Genomic DNA, 20,088 nt, shown 5'->3' on the forward strand with positions numbered 1-20,088 from the left:
TCCGAAACGCGGCGTGCCCTTTTCCTGAAACAGGCGGACAGCAAAGTCTCAGCAACCGGCATCGGGCAACGCCGCTCCACACCGCCGGCCCATGGATTTCAACCGAGGGGAGGGCAGCGTGCCGGAGCTCGATTCTGGTGCCACCGCCTGGATTCTGACTTCTGCCGCACTGGTGTTGCTCATGACACCGGGGCTGGCGCTCTTCTACGGCGGCATGACGCGTTCCAAGTCCGTGCTCAACATGATGATGATGAGCTTCGGGGCCATCGGCGTCGTCAGCCTGCTCTGGGTCTTCTACGGCTACAGCCTCACCTTCGGTGATGACAATGCCGGCGTGATCGGCGACCTCTCGTCGCTCGGCCTGCGCGGCATGCTCGAGTCGGGCACCGAGGGCGGCATCCCCGACCTGCTCTTCGCCGGCTTCCAGCTGATGTTCGCGGTGATCACCGTGGCGCTGATCAGCGGCGCGATCGCCGACCGGGCCCGCTTCGGCCCGTGGCTGCTCTTCGCCGGCGCCTGGGCCACCCTGGTCTACTTCCCGGTCGCGCACTGGGTCTGGGGCGGCGGCTGGATCATGGAGATGGGCGCGCTCGACTTCGCCGGCGGCACCGCGGTGCACATCAACGCCGGTGCGGCCGCTCTGGCCCTGGCCCTGGTGCTCGGCAAGCGCATCGGCTGGCCGAAGGACAAGTTCAAGCCGCACAACCTGCCGATGGTGCTGCTCGGCGCCGGCCTGCTCTGGTTCGGCTGGTTCGGCTTCAACGCCGGCTCCGCCGGCGCGGCCAACGGCACCGCCGCTGTCTCCTTCATCAACACCCAGGTTGCGACCGCTGCCGCCGTCCTCGGCTGGCTGCTCATCGAGCGGCTGCGCGACGGCAAGGCGACCACCCTCGGCGCCGCCTCCGGCGCAATCGCCGGCCTCGTCGGCATCACCCCGGCCTGTGCCTACCTGGAGCCGCTGGGTGCCATTGCCCTGGGCTTCATCGCCGGTCTGATCTGCGCCCTCTGCGTCGGCCTGAAGTACAAGTTCGGCTACGACGACTCGCTCGACGTTGTCGCCGTGCACATGGTCGGCGGCATCATCGGTTCGCTGCTCATCGGCTTCCTGGCCGTCGAGGTGCTCGCCGGTGAGGGCAACGCCGGACTCCTCTACGGCGGCGGCATCGCGCTGCTGGGCAAGCAGGCCGTCGGGGTCGTCGCGGTCATGGTCTACTCCTTCGTGGTCGCCTACCTGATCGGCTTCGCGATCGAGAAGACCATCGGCTTCCGGGTCAAGGCCGAGGCCGAGATCGAGGGCATCGACGGCGCCGAGCACGCCGAGAGCGCGTACGACCTCTCGCCCACCTCGGGCAGCAGCGGTGGCGCCTTCGCGATGGCGGGTATCACCCCGAGCACGCCGGCCGGCACCACGACCGGCGCGGACAGCACGGCGGAAGAGAGCACCCCGGTCAGCGACAAGGTCGCCGGTTAACGTTCGAGTGATGGAGGGTTTGGACATGAAACTGGTGACTGCGGTCATCAAGCCGCACCAGCTCGACGCGGTCAAGGAGAGCCTCGCGGCGCTCGGCGTGACCGGCCTGACGGTCAGCGAGGTCCAGGGCTACGGCCGGCAGAAGGGCCACACCGAGGTCTACCGGGGCGCCGAGTACACGGTGGAGTTCCTCCCGAAGATCAAGGTCGAGGTGCTGACCGACGAGATGGACGTCGACAAGATCGTGGACGCGGTCGTCGCGGCCGCCCGTACCGGCAAGATCGGTGACGGCAAGGTCTGGGTCACCGCCGTCGAGGACGTCGTGCGGGTCCGCACCGGCGAGCGCGGTCTCGACGCGGTCTGAGTGAGATGACGATGCCCCGGGGGAGCGCGCCGGTCACCGAGGTGACCGGCCCCCCGGCCATCGCCGGAATGGGCGCCGCCGCACGCGAGGAGCGTGCGGCGGCGTTCGACGTCTGGCTTCGCGGCCTCCTGCCGCACCGCGACAAAGGGCTGGCTCTGCTGGCCGTCGGCGGGCTCGGGCGGCGTCAGTGCGCGCCGTACGGGGATCTGGATCTGGTCCTGCTGCACGACGGGGTGGCCGGGGTGGGCGAGATCGCCGCCGGCTGCTGGTATCCGATCTGGGACGCCCGCATCGGCCTCGACCACTCGGTGCGCACCGTCGGCGAGGCGCTCTCGGTGGCCCAGGACGACGTGAAGGTCGCCCTGGGGCTGCTCGACGCCCGCCACATCGCCGGTGACGCCGCGCTCTCCGGCACGCTCATCGACGCCGCGGCCGACCACTGGAGACGGACAGCGCTGCGGCAGCTCACCGCGCTGCGTGAGATCACCGACGCCCGCTGGTCGGCCCACGGCGAACTCGCCTTCCTGCTGGAGGGCGACCTCAAGGAGGCCCGCGGCGGACTGCGTGACCTCGGCATCCTGCGCGGCATCGCCACCGCCGGCCTCACCGACGCGCTGCGCCCGGCGGTACAGGCGGCGCACCGGCGGCTGCTCGACGTGCGCGACGCCCTGCACACCGCGACCGGACGGCGGGTCGACCGGCTGGTGGCCCAGGAACGCGACCGGGTCGCCGAACTCTGCGAACTCGACAACGGCGACGCCCTGCTGCGCCGGGTCGCCGGTGACGCCCGCACGATCAGCCACGCCCTCGACGACGCCTGGCGGGCCGCCGACCGGTTCCGCGGCCGGCGGCGCGGCGGCACCGGTCGCAGGAGCATCCGCCGCCCGGTGGCACGCGACGTCGTCGAGCACGACGGTGAGCTGGTGCTGGCGCGTACCGCCATCGGGGCCCGGCCCGACGCGAGCCTCTCGCTGCGGGTGGTGGCCGCCGCGGCCGTCACCGGGCTGCCGATCGCCCGCGCCACCTGCGAGTGGCTCGCCGCGTACTGCCCGCCGCTGCCCCTGCCCTGGCCGCCGGAGGCGCGCGACGCACTGATCACCCTGCTCGGCGCTGGTCCCGGCCTGATCCCGGCCTGGGAGACCGCCGACCGGTACGGGCTGGTCGACGGCTGGCTGCCGCAGTGGCCGCGGATGCGCAGCCTGCCGCAGCACAACCCGGTGCACCGCTACACCCTGGACCGGCACCTGGTCACCGCGGCCGGGGCCGCCGCGGCGTACACCCGGGAGGTGGAGCGGCCGGACCTGTTGCTGCTGGCGGCCTTCCTGCACGACGTGGGCAAGGGGCTGCCCGGTGACCACAGCGTGGTCGGCGCGCCGATCGCCGCCGGCATCGCCACCCGGATCGGTCTGCCCCCGGACGAGGCGGCGCTGATCGGCCGGCTGGTGGAGCTGCACCTGCTGCTGCCGGAGGTGGCGACCCGGCGGGACCTCAGCGATCCGGTCACCATCTCGGCGGTCGCCGAGGCCGTCGGCGACACGACCACTCTGGACCTGCTGCACGCCCTGGCCCGCGCCGACGCGCAGGCCACCGGGCCGGCGGCCTGGTCGGACTGGAAGGGCCGGCTGATCGCCGAACTGGTACGCCGGGTGCACACCGCGCTCGACACCGGTGTGCTGCCCGCGCTGCCGACCCCTGATCCGAGCCTGCTGACGGGGGAGTTGCCGCTGGTGCACCTGGCCGACGAGCGGGTGACGGTTGTCGCCGCGGACCGGCGGGGGCTGCTGGCGACGGTGGCGGGCGCGCTGGCGCTGCACCGGCTGGAGGTGCTCGCGGCGGATGCGATGACGGTGGACGGACGCGCGGTGGTGGAGTGCCGGGTGCGGTCCCGTTACGGCTCCGAGGTCGACGCGGTGGCGCTCCGTACCGACCTGCGCCGTGCCGTCGGCGGGGATGTCTCGGTCAACCAGCGGCTGCGGTCGGCGCGGGTGCTGGCCCGCCGGGAGCCGGTGGCGGCGCCGAAGGTGGTCTGGCACCGCGAGGTTGCCACGGACGCGGTCGTGCTGGAGTTGCGGGCCGCCGACGCGGCCGGGCTGCTCTACCGGGTGACCCGGGCCCTGGACGAGGCGGGGGCACAGGTGCGCGCCGCGCGGATCTCCACCCTCGGCGCCGACGTGGTCGACGCGTTCTACCTGGTGGGGCAGTGGTCCGACGCGCAGCGGCGGGATCAGATCGCCGACGCGGTCCTGGCCGCGGTGTGACCGGCTCCGGGGGGTGCCGCGGTGACGGCGGCGCGGCAGGAGCGGGCAGCGCACCGGCGGCCCGTCTACGCTCCGGTTACCCTAACCGTGGACGGCGCTTCCCGCTCCGCCCCGGACTCTGCTCGCCGGAACCTGACTAAACGGGATGTTGCGTAGTGTTTGACACCTTGAGTGACCGCCTCTCCGGGATCTTCACCAAGCTCCGCGGCAAGGGTCGGCTCACCGACGCCGACATCGACGCGACCGCGCGCGAGATCCGCCTGGCCCTGCTCGAGGCGGACGTGGCCCTGCCGGTGGTGAAGGGCTTCATCGGCCGGGTCAAGGAGCGGGCCCGCGGCGCGGAGGTCTCGCAGGCGCTCAACCCGGCCCAGCAGATCATCAAGATCGTCAACGAGGAGCTCGTCGGGGTCCTCGGTGGCGAGAGCCGGCGTCTGCAGTTCGCCAAGAACCCGCCCACGGTGATCATGCTCGCCGGTCTGCAGGGCTCCGGTAAGACCACCCTCGCCGGCAAGCTCGCCAAGTGGCTCAAGGCCCAGGGGCACCAGCCGATGCTGGTCGCCGCCGACCTGCAGCGCCCCAACGCCGTCGGCCAGCTCCAGGTGCTCGGCGGCCGGGCCGGGGTCGAGGTCTACGCCCCGGAGCCCGGCAACGGCGTGGGCGACCCGGTCGAGGTGGCGCGGGCGGCTCTCGAGCACGCCAAGCGGCAGGCCCGCGACATCGTCATCGTCGACACCGCCGGCCGGCTCGGTGTCGACGTCGAGATGATGGCGCAGGCGGCGGCGATCCGCGACGCGGTCAACCCCGACGAGGTCATCTTCGTCATCGACGCGATGGTCGGCCAGGACGCGGTCCGCACCGCCGAGGCGTTCCGCGACGGCGTCGGCATCACCGGTGTGGTGCTCGCCAAGCTCGACGGTGACGCCCGCGGCGGCGCGGCCCTGTCGGTGCGGGAGGTCACCGGTCAGCCGATCCTCTTCGCCTCCACCGGCGAGAAGCTGGAGGACTTCGACGTCTTCCACCCGGACCGGATGGCGAGCCGGATCCTGGGCATGGGCGACGTCCTGACCCTGATCGAGCAGGCCGAGCAGGCCTTCGACGCCGATCAGAAGGACCGGATGACCGCCAAGCTGATGGGCGGGGAGTCCTTCACGCTGGAGGACTTCCTCGACCAGCTGATCGCGGTCCGGCGGATGGGCCCGATCGCCAACGTGCTGGCGATGATGCCGGGCATGGGGCAGATGAAGGACCAGATCGCCGAGGTCGACGACAAGCACTTCGACAGGATCACCGCGATCATCCGGTCGATGACGCCGGGCGAGCGGACCAACCCGAAGATCATCAACGGCTCCCGCCGGGCCCGGATCGCCACCGGCTCCGGAGTCACCGTGATGGACGTCAACCAGCTGCTGAACCGCTTCACCGAAGCGCAGAAGATGATGAAGCAGATGGGCGGCATGATGGGGCTGCCCGGTGGCCGGCGCAAGGCGACCAAGTCGCCGAAGAACAAGCGCAAGGGCACCAAGGGCGGCAACCGGCCCCGCGGCGGCCAGGGCGCGATGCCCGGCGGCTTCCCCGGCGGCATGCCGCAGCTGCCCCCGGGGATGGACCCGAACGCCCTCGGCGGCGCCCAGGGACTGCCCCCCGGCTTCAAGCTGCCGAACATCGACTTCAACAAGCTGGGCAAGAAGGACAAGAAGGGCTGAGCCCCGGCGCGTCCGCCGGAGAACCCGGCCTCCATCGCGCCGCGCCGCGGTGATCCGGTAGGACTGTGCACATGGCGATGCATCTGCGCGGTGTGGTCCTGCCCGACGACGAGGTCCGCGACCTCTGGCTCATCGGCGACCGGGTGACCTTCGAGCCGGTCCCCGGCGCCGAGACGATCTCCGACGGCGGGTACGTCCTGCCCGGCCTGATCGACGCCCACTGCCACCTGGGCATCGCCCGCGGTGGCCGGCCGATCGAGTCGCTGGAGCAGGCCCGGACGCTGGCCCGCGCCGACCGGGACGCGGGCGTGCTCGCGCTGCGCGACGCCGGCTCGCCGTACCCGTATCCGCAGCTCGACGACGACCCGGAGATGCCGCGGCTGGCGCGGGCCGGGCGGCACATCGCCCCGCTGAAGCGCTACCTGCGCGACATCGGCGTCGAGGTGCCCGCCGCCGACGTGGCCGCCGCCGTCACCGCGCAGGCGGCCGCCGGCAACGGCTGGGTCAAGATCGTCGGTGACTGGATCGAACGCGACGCCGGTGACCTCGCCCCCGCCTGGGACGCCGACACCATGACCGCCGCCGTCGCAGCGGCACACGCGGCGGGCGTACGCGCGGCGGTGCACACATTCTCCGAAGCGGGCGTGGAGATCATGGTCCGTGCCGGGGTCGACTCGGTGGAGCACGGCACCGGCCTGAGCCTCGACCTGATCGACGAGATGGCCCGGCGCGGCACCGCCCTCGTCCCCACGATGATCAACATCGCCACCTTCGGTGGCATCGCCTCCCAGGCCGAGGCGAAGTTCCCCGGGTACGCCGCCCACATGCTCGCCCTGCGCGACCGCTTCCCCGAGGTGGTCCGCGCGGCGTACGAGGCGGGGGTGCCGATCTATGTCGGCACCGACGCGGGCGGGGGGATCGACCACGGCCTGGCCGCCGACGAGATGCTGCTGCTGCACGAGCAGGCCGGGATGTCCGCGGTCGACGTGCTCGCCGCCGCCTCCTGGCGCGGCCGGGAATGGCTCGGCTTCCCCGGCCTGGTCGAAGGCGGCCTGGCCGACCTGGTCGTCTACGACCAGGACCCCCGCGCCGACCTGCGGGTGGTCCGCAGCCCGTCGCGCATCGTCCTCAAGGGCCGCGTCCTGCGCTGAGCCCTCGGTGCGTGCTGCGCGCGGCGTTTCGCGGCCGGCGCGCGTGGCGTTTCCCGGCCGATGGCGGCAGGCCCGAAGCGGGCGCATAGGATGTGCGGTCATGGCACGTGTGCTCACTCCCCGCGCGGAGGACTTCCCCCGCTGGTACCAGGACCTGATCGCCAAGGCACAGCTGGCCGACAACGGCCCAGTGCGGGGGTCGATGGTCATCCGACCGGCCGGCTACGCCATCTGGGAGCGCATGCAGGCCGAGATGGACGCCCGGATCAAGGCCACCGGTGCCGAGAACGCCTACTTCCCGCTCTTCATCCCGGAGAGTTACCTCAAGCGCGAGGCCGAGCACGTCGAGGGCTTCTCGCCGGAGCTGGCGGTCGTCACCCACGGTGGCGGCAAGCAGCTCGCCGAGCCGGTGGTGGTGCGCCCCACCAGCGAGACCGTCATCGGCGAGTTCATGGCCAAGTGGGTCGACTCGTACCGGGACCTGCCGCTGCTGCTCAACCAGTGGGCCAACGTGGTCCGCTGGGAGCTGCGCCCGCGGCTGTTCCTGCGCACCAGCGAGTTCCTCTGGCAGGAGGGGCACACCGCCCACATCGACGAGGCCGACGCCCGCGCGTACGCCCGGCGGATCCTGCACGACGTCTACCAGGACTTCATGGTCGGCGAGCTGGCGATCCCCGTGGTGGTCGGGCTCAAGACCAGCCGGGAGCGTTTCGCCGGCGCCACCGCCACCTACACCTGCGAAGGCATGATGGGCGACGGCAAGGCGCTGCAGCTGGGCACCAGCCACGAGCTGGGTCAGAACTTCGCCAAGGCCTTCGACATCACCTACTCCGCCAAGACCGGCGGTGTCGCGCACGCCTGGACCACCTCCTGGGGTGTCTCCACCCGGATGCTCGGCGGTCTGATCATGACCCACGGCGACGACAACGGGCTGCGGGTGCCGCCGCGCATCGCCCCGATCCAGGCGTACGTCATGGTCGTCAAGGACGGCGAGGGAGTCGGCGAGGCGGCCGGCAAGCTCCGGGACGCGCTGCGCGACGCCGGCGTGCGGGTGGCGCTGGACGACCGCACCGACACCCCGTTCGGCCGCCGCGCCGTCGACGCCGAGCTCAAGGGCTACCCGGTACGCGTCGAGGTCGGTCCCCGCGACCTGGCCGCCGGCAACGCCGTCGTGGTCCGGCGGGTCGACGGCTCGAAGACCCCGGTCGCCGTCGACGACGTGGTGGCGAACGTGCTCGCCGCGCTCGACGCCGACCAGCGGGCGCTGCACGACGAGGCGCTGGCGCTGCGCACCTCGCGCACCGTCGAGGTGTCGACGCTCGCCGAGGCGATCGAGGCGGCCGCCACCGGCTGGGCCCGGCTGCCGTGGTCGGCGGTCGGCCCGCAGGGTGAGGCCGAGGCCAACGGCCAGGGCGTGACGGTGCGCTGCCTGGTCCGCGCCGACGGCTCCGTGCCGCAGTCCGAGGACGAGCCCGACCTGATCGCCATCCTGGCCCGCGCCTACTGATCCACCGCGGACGGCTCCCGCCCCGACCCGGGGACGGGAGCCGTCCGCGTATCCGCGCTCGCCCGCGACCGCACCGGGCGAGCATCCGCGGCGTTGTTATCGTGGCGACCATGCGTTTTGCCCGTGGGCGGTTGATCATGCACCGCAATGTGCGGCGCGGGCGGATCGGCTGGGTACGGCCGGTCCGGGTGGTCGCCGACGACGAGCGGGGACTGCTGCTCTGGCTGGCCCGGGACACCCCGATCGTCAACGAGGTGGACGCCTTCGGCCGGGGAATCCGCTCTGTCCCCTTCGTCGACTGGGCGGGCAGCGGCGGGTTCGGTCTCAAGGCCGGCGCCTGGCACGGGCCACCGCTGCTCAAGTTCCTGCCCGCCGGCGCCGCCCACTCCGTCTGGTTCTTCCGGGACCCGCTGACCGACCGCTTCTCCTCCTGGTACGTCAACCTCGAGGAGCCGGGCGTGCGCTGGGACGACGGCCCGGTGGCCGGGATCGACATCGTCGACCAGGACCTCGACGTGTTCGTGCACGCCGACCGGAGCTGGAGCTGGAAGGACGAGGACGAGTTCGCCGAGCGGCTCGCCCGGCCCGGGGACTACTGGGTCCCCGACCCCGACGCGGTACGCGCCGAGGGCGAACGGGTGATCAAAGAGGTCGAGGCGGGAGTCTTCCCCTTCGACGGCACCTGGTGCGACTTCACCCCGGACCCCGGCTGGCTGGATCCGCCGTCGCTGCCGCCGGGCTGGGACCGGCCGCCGGTGCGCTGACCGACTTTCGGGGGCGGTTGCCGAGCCGGTGTGAAGGATCGGGGGCTGGTCTGGCAGAATGGCTAGCTGGTATCCGGCACGTGACCGGCGCCCTCTAACCCGGGCACGTCGCCAGTCCACCGAGTTGTCGTCGGCGCAAACCCCACTGCGCTGTGCGGCGCTCACCCGCCCACCAACCCGTACGGGTTGATGGAAATCGCAACAGGAGCGAAGAGACTGTGGCCGTAAAGATCCGGCTCCTGCGGATGGGTAAGATCCGCAACCCGCAATACCGCATCGTCGTCGCCGACTCGCGCACCAAGCGTGACGGCCGGGCGATCGAGTTCGTCGGGATCTACCAGCCGAAGGAAGACCCTTCGGTTATCGAGGTCAAGTCGGACCGGGTCCAGTACTGGCTCTCCGTCGGCGCTCAGCCGAGCGAGGCGGTGCAGCGTCTGCTGGAGAAGACCGGTGACTGGCAGAAGTTCAAGGGCCTGCCGGCCCCGCCGCCGCTGCTGATGAAGGCGGAGCGGGCCGACCGCAAGGCGGTCTACGAGGCCGAGGCGAAGGCCGCTGCCGGCCTGACCGAGGCTCCGGCCAAGCCGGCGAAGAAGGCTGCCAAGGCGGAGAAGGCCGACAAGGTCGAGAAGACCGAGGCCCCCGCTGCCGAGGCTCCCGCTGCCGAGGCCCCCGCCGCCGAGGCCGCTCCGGCCGAGAACGCCGGCGAGCAGGCCTGACATGGCGCTGCGGCCGGCGTTGGAGCACCTGGTCAAGGGAATCGTCGACAACCCGGACGACGTGCGCGTCCGGATGGTCGACTCCCGCCGGGGTAAGCGGCTCGAGGTGCGGGTGCACCCCGAGGATCTCGGCACGGTGATCGGGCGGTCCGGACGGACCGCCAAGGCACTGCGTCAGGTCGTCGGCTCCATCGGTGGCCGGGGCGTGCGCGTCGACATTGTTGATTCGTACTGATGCTCCTGGTCGTCGGCCGGATCGGCAAACCGCACGGGATCCGCGGTGAGGTAACCGTGGAAGTGCGGACCGATGAGCCTGAAGCACGTTTCGTCCCCGGCTCGGTGCTGCGCACCGAGCCGGGGACGCGCCCCGTTCCCGCCGGAGAGGCCGCCGATGACGGTGTGCCGTTCCGCGTCCCGGAGCAGCTGAAGATCGAGTCCGCCCGCTGGCACCAGGGCCGGATGCTCGTCGTCTTCGCCGACGTCTTCGACCGCAACGTCGCCGAGGCGCTGCGCGGCACCCTGCTCTGGGTCGACAGCTCCGAGATCGACGATCCGGAGGACCCGGACGAGTTCCACGACCACCAGCTGGTCGGGCTCACCCTGGTCGACCCGGCCGGTGAGGTGCTCGGCGAGGTCACCCGGATCGACCACTCGCCCGCCTCGGACCTGCTGGTCGTGCGCCGTCCCGACGGCGCGACCGGGCTGGTGCCCTTCGTCAGCGCGATCGTCACCGAGGTTGATCTCGCCGCGGGCCGGATCGTCGCCGATCCGCCGCCGGGGCTCTTCGATCTCTGACGCCGGCCGGCTCGCGGCCGGCCGGACCCCGGTCCGCCTCGGCTGATCCGCGGTTGACCCCTGGCGTGGAGGCTGACATGCGCGTCGACATCGTGTCGATCTTTCCGGAGTACTTCGCCCCGCTGGAGCTGTCGCTCATCGGCCGGGCGCGTGCCCGCGGCACACTGCAGCTGGACGTGCACGACCTGCGGACCTGGACGCACGACGTGCACCGCACCGTCGACGACACCCCGTACGGCGGTGGGCCCGGCATGGTGATGCGGCCCGAACCGTGGGGGCAGGCGCTGGACGCCCTCGTCCCCGCCGACGGCCCTGCGCCCCGGCTGCTGGTGCCGACCCCGACCGGGGCGCCCTTCACCCAGGCACTGGCCCACGAACTCGCCGCCGAGCCGCATCTGCTCTTCGCCTGCGGCCGGTACGAGGGGATCGACCAGCGGGTGCTGGACCACGCGGCCGAACGGATGCCCGTCACCGAGGTCTCGCTCGGCGACTACGTGCTCTTCGGCGGCGAGGTGGCCGTACTGGTGATCATGGAGGCGGTGACCCGGCTCCTGCCCGGCGTGCTCGGCAACGCCGGCTCCCTGGACGAGGAGTCCCACGCCCACGGGCTGCTGGAGGCGCCGGTCTACACCAAGCCGCCGCTCTGGCGCGGACACGAGGTGCCCGCCGTGCTGCGCTCCGGCGACCACGGCCGCATCGCCCGCTGGCGCCGGGACGAGTCGCTGCGCCGGACGGCCGGACGCCGTCCCGACATGCTGGCCGCGATGCCGGCGGAGACCTTCGACAAGCACGACCTGGCGGCGCTGCAGGGGACCGGATTTCCGCAGTCGTCGCAGGGTATGGCAGAGTAGAGGGGTTGCCGCGCCCGCTTGCACCGCGAGGGGGCGCGAGGATCTCCGGCCGGGGCCGCCAGCGGCCGCACTCGGGGATCAGAATCACCCATCCGCGTACCGACCACCGGTACGCCGTTAGCCTCCAAGGATGCAGCGATGAACACCCTGGACGCACTTGACGCCCAGTCGCAGCGCACCGACCTCCCCGATTTCCGCGCCGGTGACACCGTCAAGGTTCACGCGCGAGTCATCGAGGGCAACCGTTCCCGCGTTCAGATCTTCCAGGGCGTCGTCATCCGTCGCCAGGGCTCCGGCCTGCGGGAGACCTTCACGGTCCGCAAGGTCAGCTTCGGCGTCGGTGTCGAGCGGACCTACCCGGTGAACAGCCCGGCGATCGACCGCATCGAGGTCGCCGTCCGCGGTGACGTGCGTCGCGCCAAGCTCTACTACCTGCGTGAGCTGCGGGGCAAGAAGGCCAAGATCAAGGAGAAGCGCGATAAGCAGCCCAGCTGAACCGCGCATTCTCAGCCACCCGTGAGCTGACTGTGTCTGCCCGGCCTGCCCGGCTCGGCGCACCAGTGCGGCGTACCCGGCGATCCGCCGGTCCGGGTGGCGGCACGACGTCACAAACCACCGCCCGTCGGACCACCACCGTGGTCCGCGGGCGGTGGTGTCGTCTGTGGGATCGGAGTACGCGGTGACGCACGAGCGGTCCGACGACGAGCCGGCGATGCCCGCTACGCAGCGACCCGGAGACGAGTCGGCGATGCCCGCTACGCAGCGACCCGGCCACGAGCCGGCGGAGCGCTCCGCCGACGACACCGCGAGCCCTCGCCGGTCCGGGCGCCGGCCGATGCCGCTCTGGCAGGAGCTGCCCATCCTGCTGGTCATCGCGTTCTGCGCCGCCGCCCTGATCCGCACCTTCGTCGTGCAGCCCTTCTTCATCCCCTCCGGCTCGATGGAGCAGACGCTGCTGGTCGGCGACCGGGTGGCGGTCAACAAATTCGTCTACGACTTCCGGGAACCGCGCCGCGGCGAGATCGTCGTCTTCCGCGGCCCGCCGGCCTGGGCGCCGCAGTTCGGCCCGGACCCGGACGCCGGTTTCGTCAGCAACCTCGGCCGCTCCCTCGGCGACCTGATCGGTATCAGCCGCCCCGGCGACAAGGACTTCATCAAGCGGATCATCGCGGTCGGCGGTGACCGGGTGAAATGCTGCGACGAGCAGGGCCGCATCACCGTCAACGGGGTGCCGCTGGAGGAGCCGTACGTGCCGGCGAACTCGCCGCTGGAGATCCCGTCCAACGGCATGGAGTGCCTGTCGCGCCGCTTCGACGAGGTGCTGGTCGGCGAGGGCGAGCTCTTCGTGATGGGCGATCACCGTCTGGTCTCGCAGGACTCCCGCTGCAACGGCACCGTCCCGGTGGAGAACGTCGTCGGCCACGCCTTCGCCGTCATCTGGCCCTCGGCGAGCTGGAGCCGGCTGCCGGTCCCGGAGACCTTCGACCAGGTGCCGGACGCCGCCGTCGCACAGGCAACGGCCGCCCCGCCGGCGCCGGAGCCGATCCCCGGCGGGGTCACCGGGGCTGTCCTGGCGGGCGTGGCCGCGCGTACGGTGCAGTGCCGTTCATCGCGGCAACGTAGGCTCCTGTCGTGATTGACGAGAAGACCGACAAGCCCCGCGGATCCTTCTGGCGGGAACTCCCGATCCTGATCGTGGTCGCGGTCCTGGTGGCGTGGCTGGTACGCGCGTTCGTGGTCCAGACCTTCTACATCCCCTCCGGGTCGATGGAGCAGACCCTGGAGCGCTGGGACCGGGTGCTTGTCAACAAACTCGTCTACAACTTCCGTGAGCCGCAGCGGGGCGAGATCGTCGTCTTCAAGGCCCCCTACACCTGGAGCCACAGCGTCGAGGGTGAGGACTTCATCAAGCGGGTCATCGGTGTCCCCGGCGACCACGTGGTCTGCTGCGACGACCAGGGCCGGCTCATCGTCAACGGCAAGCCGCTCGACGAGCCGTACGTCTACCCGGGTGACGCCCCCGCCAAGAGCGAGTTCGACATCACCGTGCCGCCGGGCCGGCTCTGGGTGATGGGTGACCACCGTTCGGCCTCGGGCGACTCGCTTCAGCAGTGGACCCAGTACGACGAGGACATCAACATCGCCACGATCCCCACCGACGACGTGGTGGGGCGGGCCTTCACCATCTTCTGGCCGTTCGACCGGGCGACCTGGCTCTCGGTGCCCGACGGCTACTCGGCGATCCCCAACTCGTGATGGTCGGCGCCGTGGGCGCGGTACCGGCCCTCTCCTAGGCTTGACCGGTGACCTCCTTCATCTCACGCCGGGCGGCACGGGTGCTGCTGCGTGACAGGGCCGGCCGGGTCCTGCTCTTCGCCGGCCGGGACCCGGGGCGCCCCGAGCACCGCTACTGGTTCACCCCCGGCGGCGGCGTGGAACCGGGGGAGACCGAGGTGTCGGCGGCGGCGCGGGAGCTGGCAGAGGAGACCGGCCTGGTGATCGAACCGCCGGCGTTGGGCGAGCCGGTCTGGCACGAGTCGACCGAGTTCCCCTATGACGGCCGCTGGTACCGGCAGGAGCAGAGTTACTTCCTGCTGCGGGTGGGAGCCTGGGAGGTCGACACCGCCGGTTTCACCGCTGTCGAGCGGGCCGGCATCGAGGGCCACCGCTGGTGGCCGGTGGGGGAGCTGGCGGTGACGACCGAGCGGTACTACCCGGCCGGGCTGCCCGACCTGTTGGCGCGCGTCGACGGAGGTGAGAGCGGATGCTGACCCCGCCGCGGACCGTCGTCCGCCGGGAGGGCGGTCTCTACGCGCTGGAGCGCGCCCTGCAGCGCCGCGGTTTCCGGCATGTCGCCGGCGCCGACGAGGCCGGCCGCGGCGCCTGCGCCGGTCCGCTGGTCGCCGCGGCCGCGATCCTGCCCGAAGGGCGGCGCGGCGAGATCGAGGAGCTGGCCGACTCGAAGCTGCTCACCCCGGCGGCCCGGGACCGTGTCTACGACGCGGTCCGGGAACGGGCCCTGGCGTACGCGGTGGTGGTGATCGGCGCCGAGGAGGTCGACGGCCGCGGGCTGCACGTGTGCAACCTGACCGCGATGCGCCGGGCGCTGGCCTCGCTCACCCCCGGACCGGACTACGTGCTCACCGACGGCTTCGGGGTCGACGGATTGGGTGTGCCGGGGCTGGCGGTCTGGAAGGGTGACCAGGTGGCGGCCTGTGTGGCGGCGGCGAGCGTGCTGGCCAAGGTCACCCGGGACCGGCTGATGGTGGAGCTGGACGGCCGGTTCCCCGGCTACGGTTTCGCCGAGCACAAGGGCTACATCACCGCCGACCACAGCGCCGCGCTGCGGGAGCGCGGACCGTGTGAGGAGCACCGCTTCTCGTACGTCAACGTGGCGCAGGTGTCGGGTCGGGCCGGGCTTCCGCCGCGCGAGCGCCGCCCGGCCCCGGAGCAGGTCGGGCGAGAGCCAGTGGAGCGCTCTCGCCCGTCAGAGGGTACCGTCGGCGTGGCGTTGGGCGAGCCTGCCCGGCAGTCGCTGCCCGTGGGGGAAGATGTGTTCATGGAAGGCGGAGTGCGATGAGCGCCGAAGACCTCGAAAAGTACGAGACCGAGATGGAGCTGCAGCTCTACCGGGAGTACCGCGACATCGTCCGCCAGTTCTCCTACGTGGTGGAGACCGAGCGCCGTTTCTACCTGGCCAACCAGGTCGATCTGCACGTGCGCAACTCCGACGGCGAGGTCTACTTCGAGGTCGAGATGCACGACGCCTGGGTCTGGGACATGTACCGCCCCGCGCGCTTTGTGAAGAATGTCCGCGTGATGACCTTCAAGGACGTCAACGTCGAGGAGCTTGAGAAGCCCGACATCTCGCTGCCGACGGACACCGGCTTCGCCAACTGATCGCGCCGGCCCGACGCGTACGCGTCGGCGCCGACCCGGCCGCCGGCCAGGACTCCGTGGCTGAGCGGCCTACCACGCTTTGCCGCATGTCGTCGCGTTCTCCACAGCCCGGCTCTTGTCCACAGGGCCGGCTGAGGCGGCGACCACGGCGGCGGCAAGTGGCCGACGCTGGGCCGCATGTGCGTCGCCCTCTGTCGCCGGGCACTCGTCCTGTCCTTGCTGATCAGCATCGTCCTGCCGCCGGAGCCGGTGGCCCGGGCGGCCGCTGATCCGGGCGGTTCGCCGGTCCGTCCCACCGCGCCCACGAGCCGGTACGACTGGCCGCTGCGGCCGGCGCCACCGCAGGTGACCCGCCGCTTCGACCCGCCACCCCGGCCGTGGCTGGCCGGGCACCGCGGCGTCGATCTGGCCGCCCCCGTCGGGGCAACGATCCGCAGCGCCGGAGCCGGTGTCGTGCACTTCGCCGGGCAGGTGGCCGGCCGGCCGGTCGTCAGCATCGCTCACGCCGGCGGCCTGCGGAGCACCTACGAGCCCGTCACCTCGGCGCTGGTGGCGGGCGCGAGCGTCGTCACCGGCGATCCCATCGGCGAGCTGGAGCCCGGCCACACCGGCTGCCCGGTCGAGGCCTGTCTGCACTGGGGGCTGCGTCGTGGCGCGGAGTATCTCGACCCGCTCGCCCTGCTGGGGTTGGGCCGGGTGCGGCTGCTGCCGATCACTGCGTCGCCCGGCGCTGCCGGCACCGGGGCGGCGGTGGTGGTTCAGCGGCCCCGCAAGCGGGCCAGCAGCGGCGACAGGCGCAGTGCGAAGCGTTCGTACTCCTCGGCCGTGTTGTAGACCTGTGCGCTCAAGCGCAGCCAGCCCTGGCCGCCCCAGGCGTTCACGGCAACCTCGGTGGCGAGCCGGTCGGAGATCGTCGTCCGCAGCGCGGCAGCGTCGGCCCGGGTCGTCGCGATTCCAGGCGGCAGGGGAATGATCCGCATCGCGACCTCCGGCCCGCCCGGGGACGGCAGCTGTGCCGGTGGCACACCGAGCGCGTCGGCGACAACCCCCTGCCCGTATGCGGCCAGCGCGGCGTTGTGCCGCCGGACCCGCTCCGGCCCGAGGCTGCGCAGCGTGTACGTGCCGGCCGGTGCCGCCAGCCAGGGGGTGTAGTCCCGGGTCGCCTGCCATTCGATGCGCCGGGGAAAGCCGCTGGCCTGCTCCCAGGAGACCGCCAGCGGTTGCAGTCTGTCCCGCCACTGCGGTGCGACGGCCAGCAGGGCGGTGCCGCGGGGCGCGTACGCCCATTTGTGCAGGTTGCCGACCCAGAAGTCGGCGCCGAGGTGGCTCACCGGGGTGGAGAGCATGCCGGGGGCATGGGCGGCGTCGACCAGGACGGCGACGCCGTGCTCGTGGGCCAGCGCGACGAGCGCGGCGGCCGGCAGCAGCCGGGCGGTGGGGGAGGTGACCTGGTCGACGACGAGCAGCGCGGTGCGGCCCGGCCGCAGGCCTTCGCGCACGATCTGGACGATCTCCTCGTCGCCGGCCTCCAACGGCAACCGCAGGCTGCGAACGGTCGCCCCGGTACGCGCGCACTCCCGTTCGACGGCGAGCGCCACCGAACCGTAGCCGTGGTCGGTCAGGAGGATCTCGTCGCCGGGGCGCAGCCCGATCGACTGGAGCACGATGGCCGTGCCGACGGTGGCGCTGTCGACGAGTGCGGCGCCCTCCGGGTCGGCACCGAGGAAGGTGGCCAGGTGCCGCCGGGTGTGACTGATCCGGTCGACGAGCCCGCCGGTGAAGAACCGAAGCGGATTGGCCTCGGCCTCGTCACGCAACCGCTGCTGGAGGCGCTGGGCGTTGATCGGCACCGCACCGAAGGAGCCGTGGTTGAGGTGGCTGACTGCCGGGTCGAGGGAGAAGAGCAGCCGCGCGCCGGCGATCGGTTCGGGCGGCTGCGGCGTCTCCATCGGGCCAGCCTAACGGGACCGGACGGACCCGGGAGAGACTGCTCGTGGCGTCAGGCGCGGGGGTGGGCCTGCCGGTAGGCGGCGCGCAGCCGTTCGACCGAGACGTGTGTGTAGATCTGGGTGGTGGCCAGCGAGGAGTGGCCGAGCAGTTCCTGCACCGCGCGCAGGTCGGCGCCGCCTTCGAGCAGGTGGGTGGCGGCGGAGTGCCGCAGCCCGTGCGGGGTGACGGCGGGAACACCGGCGGCGCGGGCGCGGTCACCGACGATGCGACGGGCCATTGTCGGGTGCAGCCGTCCGCCGCGGGCGCCGAGCAGCAGGGCCTGGCCGCCGGCCGGGCCGAGGAGTTCGGGGCGCCCGAGGCGCAGCCACTCGTCCAGTGCCCGCTCCGCGGGCACGCCGTATGGCACGGTCCGCTCCCGGCGGCCCTTGCCGAGCACCCGGATGACCCGTCGCCCCTGGTCCACGTCGGCCAGGTCGAGTCCGCAGAGTTCGCTGATCCGTACGCCGGTGGCGTAGAGCAGCTCCAGCAGCAGCCGGTCGCGCAGGGACTCCGGGGTGGTGTCCTCGGCGGGCGTCTCGATGAGGGTGGTTGCCTGGTCGGGGCGGAGCACCGTCGGCAGCTCCCGGTGCGGCCGGGGGCTCGCCAGCGGCGCGGCGACGTCGGCGGTGAGCAGACCGGTGCGGTGCGCCCAGGCGCTGAAGGTGCGGGCGGAGGCGGCGCGGCGCGCGATTGTGCTGCGGGCGGCTCCGAAGGTGCGTTGCTTCGCCAGCCAGCTGCGCAGCACCGTCAGGTCGAGTTCGGCGGGCGTGGCCACTCCCATCCGGACCGCGTGGTCGAGCAGGGAGACCAGGTCGGTGACGTACGCCCGCACGGTGTGCGCCGAGCGGTTCTCCACCCGGGACAGGTGGCGCGCGAACTCGTCCACCGCGTCCCGCAGTGGCAGCGGCAGCGCAGCGTGCCGCGCCTGCGTGCCCTGCTCCCGTCGACTCACGACATCCAGTCTCGCACCGGTCACGCCGTGATGAGCGACGAGAGCAGCTCCGCGGTGGCCTTCGGGTGCACCAGCACCGCAGCGTGGCTGACGTCGAGGGTGTGGACATCGAACGGGTTGCCGGGGGTCAGCGCGTCCGCGTCGGTGATGAAGCGGTCCTGGAGCGCGATCGGGATCGACCGGTCCGCGGTGAGGCGGATGTAGGTGTGCGGGATCCGGCCCCAGGTGTCGGCGTCGGCCAGCTCCTCGCCGACGTCCAGGGTCTCGTCCGGCTCCAGTGTGTTGAGGTAGCCGTGGAACTCGTCGTCGGTACCGTCCGCCAGGACGGCCTCCCGCAGGGTGGCGAGCAGCGCCGGGTCGGCGGTACGCCAGTTGAAGCGCAGCGCCCCGAGCTCCATCGGATTCGCCGCCAGCAGGGAGCCGACGCCGGCCAGGGCGCTCGACGCGTTCTCGGCGGAGTTCTGGTAGCCGGCCGGGGTGTCCGCGGCGCAGCACCAGGCTGAGATGTAGACAAGCCGGTCGACCAGGTCCGGGGCGGCGTTGCCGACGCCGGTGAGGGTGAACCCGCCGCGGCTGTGACCGACCAGGATGACCGGGCCGTGCTCGCGGACCCGTTTCACCACCTCGAGCACGTGTGCCACGTTGTCGGCGTGCCCGATCCCGGCCATCGCGCTCGGCGCGGTCGCCAGCGCTGCGAGGTCCTGCGGCACCTGGTACGCCGCCGGGAAGGTCGCGCCGAAGCCGTGACCGGGCAGGTCGACGGCGAGCGACCGGTGCCCGCGCAGCGCCAGCTCGCGTTGCAGGGGAGCCCAGCCGAACGAGTTGCTGCCGGCGCCGTGGACGAGGACGAAGGTCGGGGCGGTCATCGACGCAGGATGGCACCGGGCGTCGCGGACGGCAAGCCGAATTGATCCACGGCGGTCGTCGGCCTGCCAGGGCATCTCGCACCTGCGAGTGTGCTCAGATCGAATGGCATACGGCACCCATGCGCCGATCAAGGACATAAAGACCGGGGACCAGGTGTTGGCCACGGCCCGGAGACTGAAGAAGGCCCACGTGGGGTGACCCACCTCTGGGTTCACCAAGACCAACTGGTCAGTATTGAGTTCGGATGACGGCGAGGTTCTCACCACCGGGGACCACCCGGTCTGGAACGAGACCGACAAGAGTGGCAGGGGCGCCAGGAACTTGACGCGGCGATCTGTTGATGTCTGCGTCAGGGTGGAGGGCGTTGCCGTCACGGTCGTATGTCGCCCAGAAATGTAAAGGCAGGGCAGCATCCGTTGAATGACTGCGGAAATGAATCGCTCAGCTCTTTTGAACTGCAACTCCTGTGGGATGGTGTGGAGGACTTCACCGGACTGTGGCAGGCCGAGGCGCTTGCGCGGAAATATGGCAGTGATCTGCAGGGTGTAACCCCGCGGAATCGCGCCCGGCGATCCCTGGAGCGGTTGGCGGAGGATGGCTTGATTGTCGTCTACGTCTGCCGCGGGGTGCCGACTGACGAAACCTGTGACCGGGTCGGGCTGGAAGAGTTGCCGAAGGTATTCGATATGGGCATCTCCTGGATCGCTCCTGAAGAAGGGGGGATTGGCATCTGGTACGACACCAATGGTGACGGATTTGACGCATATCGAAAGGCGACTGACTGGCAATGACGGCCAGAG

22 protein-coding genes and 1 pseudogene are annotated in these 20,088 nt (G+C 71.7%); 20 read left to right on the forward strand and 3 right to left on the reverse strand.

All coding sequences use genetic code 11. The features are described from left to right. Window positions 1–91: 91 nt before the first annotated feature. The 18 genes from ACK8GG_RS10040 (at window position 92) to ACK8GG_RS10125 (ending at window position 16,314) form a co-directional block, all read left to right on the forward strand. On the forward strand, window positions 92–1,471 hold the full coding sequence (locus ACK8GG_RS10040) for an ammonium transporter (RefSeq protein ID WP_440356148.1): 1,380 nt from the start codon (window positions 92–94) through the stop codon (window positions 1,469–1,471). Between the two features lie 25 nt (window positions 1,472–1,496). After that, window positions 1,497–1,835, forward strand: coding sequence for a P-II family nitrogen regulator (locus tag ACK8GG_RS10045; protein WP_440356149.1), 339 nt, complete (start codon window positions 1,497–1,499; stop codon window positions 1,833–1,835). Window positions 1,836–1,846: 11 nt separating this feature from the next. Further along, the gene (locus tag ACK8GG_RS10050) at window positions 1,847–4,093 is read left to right on the forward strand and encodes a [protein-PII] uridylyltransferase (RefSeq protein ID WP_440356150.1); all 2,247 of its coding nucleotides are present in this window, start codon (window positions 1,847–1,849) and stop codon (window positions 4,091–4,093) included. A gap of 155 nt (window positions 4,094–4,248) precedes the next feature. Then, window positions 4,249–5,796 carry a signal recognition particle protein gene (gene ffh, locus ACK8GG_RS10055; protein ID WP_440349945.1) on the forward strand — a complete coding sequence of 516 codons (1,548 nt, stop codon included), beginning with the start codon at window positions 4,249–4,251 and terminating at the stop codon, window positions 5,794–5,796. A gap of 71 nt (window positions 5,797–5,867) precedes the next feature. Then, a complete protein-coding gene (locus tag ACK8GG_RS10060) occupies window positions 5,868–6,947 on the forward strand; it encodes an amidohydrolase family protein (RefSeq protein WP_440356151.1) in 1,080 nt (359 codons plus the stop codon). Between the two features lie 100 nt (window positions 6,948–7,047). Continuing rightward, a complete protein-coding gene (gene proS / locus ACK8GG_RS10065) occupies window positions 7,048–8,454 on the forward strand; it encodes a proline--tRNA ligase (RefSeq protein WP_440349947.1) in 1,407 nt (468 codons plus the stop codon). 110 nt (window positions 8,455–8,564) lie between these two features. Continuing rightward, window positions 8,565–9,218, forward strand: a complete 654-nt coding sequence (locus tag ACK8GG_RS10070) for a ribonuclease FAU-1 family protein (protein ID WP_440356152.1) — start codon at window positions 8,565–8,567, stop codon at window positions 9,216–9,218. A 218-nt stretch (window positions 9,219–9,436) separates the two neighbouring features. Beyond that, window positions 9,437–9,934, forward strand: coding sequence for a 30S ribosomal protein S16 (rpsP, locus tag ACK8GG_RS10075; protein ID WP_440349949.1), 498 nt, complete (start codon window positions 9,437–9,439; stop codon window positions 9,932–9,934). 1 nt (window position 9,935) lies between these two features. After that, entirely contained in the window at window positions 9,936–10,169 is a 234-nt protein-coding gene (locus ACK8GG_RS10080) for an RNA-binding protein (RefSeq protein WP_440349950.1), read from the forward strand. Further along, window positions 10,169–10,729 (forward strand): ribosome maturation factor RimM, encoded by a 561-nt coding sequence (rimM, locus tag ACK8GG_RS10085; RefSeq protein ID WP_440349951.1) that lies wholly within the window; start codon window positions 10,169–10,171, stop codon window positions 10,727–10,729. Before ACK8GG_RS10080 ends, rimM begins: the two co-directional genes overlap by 1 nt. A 77-nt stretch (window positions 10,730–10,806) precedes the next feature. Continuing rightward, entirely contained in the window at window positions 10,807–11,580 is a 774-nt protein-coding gene (gene trmD / locus ACK8GG_RS10090; RefSeq protein WP_440349952.1) for a tRNA (guanosine(37)-N1)-methyltransferase TrmD, read from the forward strand. Window positions 11,581–11,718: 138 nt separating this feature from the next. Further along, window positions 11,719–12,075: a 50S ribosomal protein L19 gene (gene rplS / locus ACK8GG_RS10095; RefSeq protein WP_440349953.1), complete on the forward strand. Its 357-nt coding sequence runs from the start codon at window positions 11,719–11,721 to the stop codon at window positions 12,073–12,075. Window positions 12,076–12,328: 253 nt separating this feature from the next. After that, window positions 12,329–13,216: a signal peptidase I gene (lepB, locus tag ACK8GG_RS10100; RefSeq protein WP_440356265.1), complete on the forward strand. Its 888-nt coding sequence runs from the start codon at window positions 12,329–12,331 to the stop codon at window positions 13,214–13,216. After that, window positions 13,213–13,836: a signal peptidase I gene (gene lepB, locus ACK8GG_RS10105; protein ID WP_440349954.1), complete on the forward strand. Its 624-nt coding sequence runs from the start codon at window positions 13,213–13,215 to the stop codon at window positions 13,834–13,836. The genes lepB (ACK8GG_RS10100) and lepB (ACK8GG_RS10105) overlap by 4 nt, the downstream gene beginning before the upstream one ends. Window positions 13,837–13,883: 47 nt before the next feature. Then, window positions 13,884–14,351: an NUDIX hydrolase gene (locus tag ACK8GG_RS10110; protein ID WP_440356153.1), complete on the forward strand. Its 468-nt coding sequence runs from the start codon at window positions 13,884–13,886 to the stop codon at window positions 14,349–14,351. Next, entirely contained in the window at window positions 14,345–15,160 is an 816-nt protein-coding gene (locus ACK8GG_RS10115) for a ribonuclease HII (RefSeq protein ID WP_440349956.1), read from the forward strand. The genes ACK8GG_RS10110 and ACK8GG_RS10115 overlap by 7 nt, the downstream gene beginning before the upstream one ends. Further along, the gene (locus ACK8GG_RS10120; RefSeq protein WP_440349957.1) at window positions 15,157–15,480 is read left to right on the forward strand and encodes a DUF2469 domain-containing protein; all 324 of its coding nucleotides are present in this window, start codon (window positions 15,157–15,159) and stop codon (window positions 15,478–15,480) included. Before ACK8GG_RS10115 ends, ACK8GG_RS10120 begins: the two co-directional genes overlap by 4 nt. Window positions 15,481–15,657: 177 nt before the next feature. Beyond that, window positions 15,658–16,314, forward strand: coding sequence for a M23 family metallopeptidase (locus ACK8GG_RS10125; protein WP_440356154.1), 657 nt, complete (start codon window positions 15,658–15,660; stop codon window positions 16,312–16,314). Here the strand turns inward: ACK8GG_RS10125 and ACK8GG_RS10130 are convergent. Genes ACK8GG_RS10130 through ACK8GG_RS10140 form a run of 3 tightly spaced genes read right to left on the reverse strand, consistent with a single transcriptional unit; the run spans window position 16,239 to window position 19,287 of the window. Then, entirely contained in the window at window positions 16,239–17,429 is a 1,191-nt protein-coding gene (locus tag ACK8GG_RS10130; protein WP_440356155.1) for an aminotransferase class V-fold PLP-dependent enzyme, read from the reverse strand. The two genes, ACK8GG_RS10125 and ACK8GG_RS10130, sit on opposite strands and share 76 nt — an antisense overlap. 50 nt (window positions 17,430–17,479) lie before the next feature. Then, on the reverse strand, window positions 17,480–18,421 hold the full coding sequence (locus ACK8GG_RS10135; protein WP_440356156.1) for a tyrosine recombinase XerC: 942 nt from the start codon (window positions 18,419–18,421) through the stop codon (window positions 17,480–17,482). Window positions 18,422–18,441: 20 nt separating this feature from the next. After that, window positions 18,442–19,287, reverse strand: a complete 846-nt coding sequence (locus ACK8GG_RS10140; RefSeq protein ID WP_440356157.1) for an alpha/beta fold hydrolase — start codon at window positions 19,285–19,287, stop codon at window positions 18,442–18,444. 112 nt (window positions 19,288–19,399) lie between these two features. Between ACK8GG_RS10140 and ACK8GG_RS10145 the strand changes: the two are divergent. Together ACK8GG_RS10145 and ACK8GG_RS10150 are read left to right on the forward strand one after the other, a co-directional pair. Next, a pseudogene (locus tag ACK8GG_RS10145) lies at window positions 19,400–19,643 on the forward strand (hypothetical protein); the annotation flags it as partial. Between the two features lie 121 nt (window positions 19,644–19,764). Next, on the forward strand, window positions 19,765–20,079 hold the full coding sequence (locus ACK8GG_RS10150) for a hypothetical protein (protein ID WP_440356158.1): 315 nt from the start codon (window positions 19,765–19,767) through the stop codon (window positions 20,077–20,079). The last annotated feature ends 9 nt before the right edge of the window (window positions 20,080–20,088 follow it).

Source organism: Melissospora conviva, from assembly GCF_049523535.1.
GTDB classification, from domain to species: Bacteria; Actinomycetota; Actinomycetes; order Mycobacteriales; family Micromonosporaceae; genus Melissospora; species Melissospora conviva.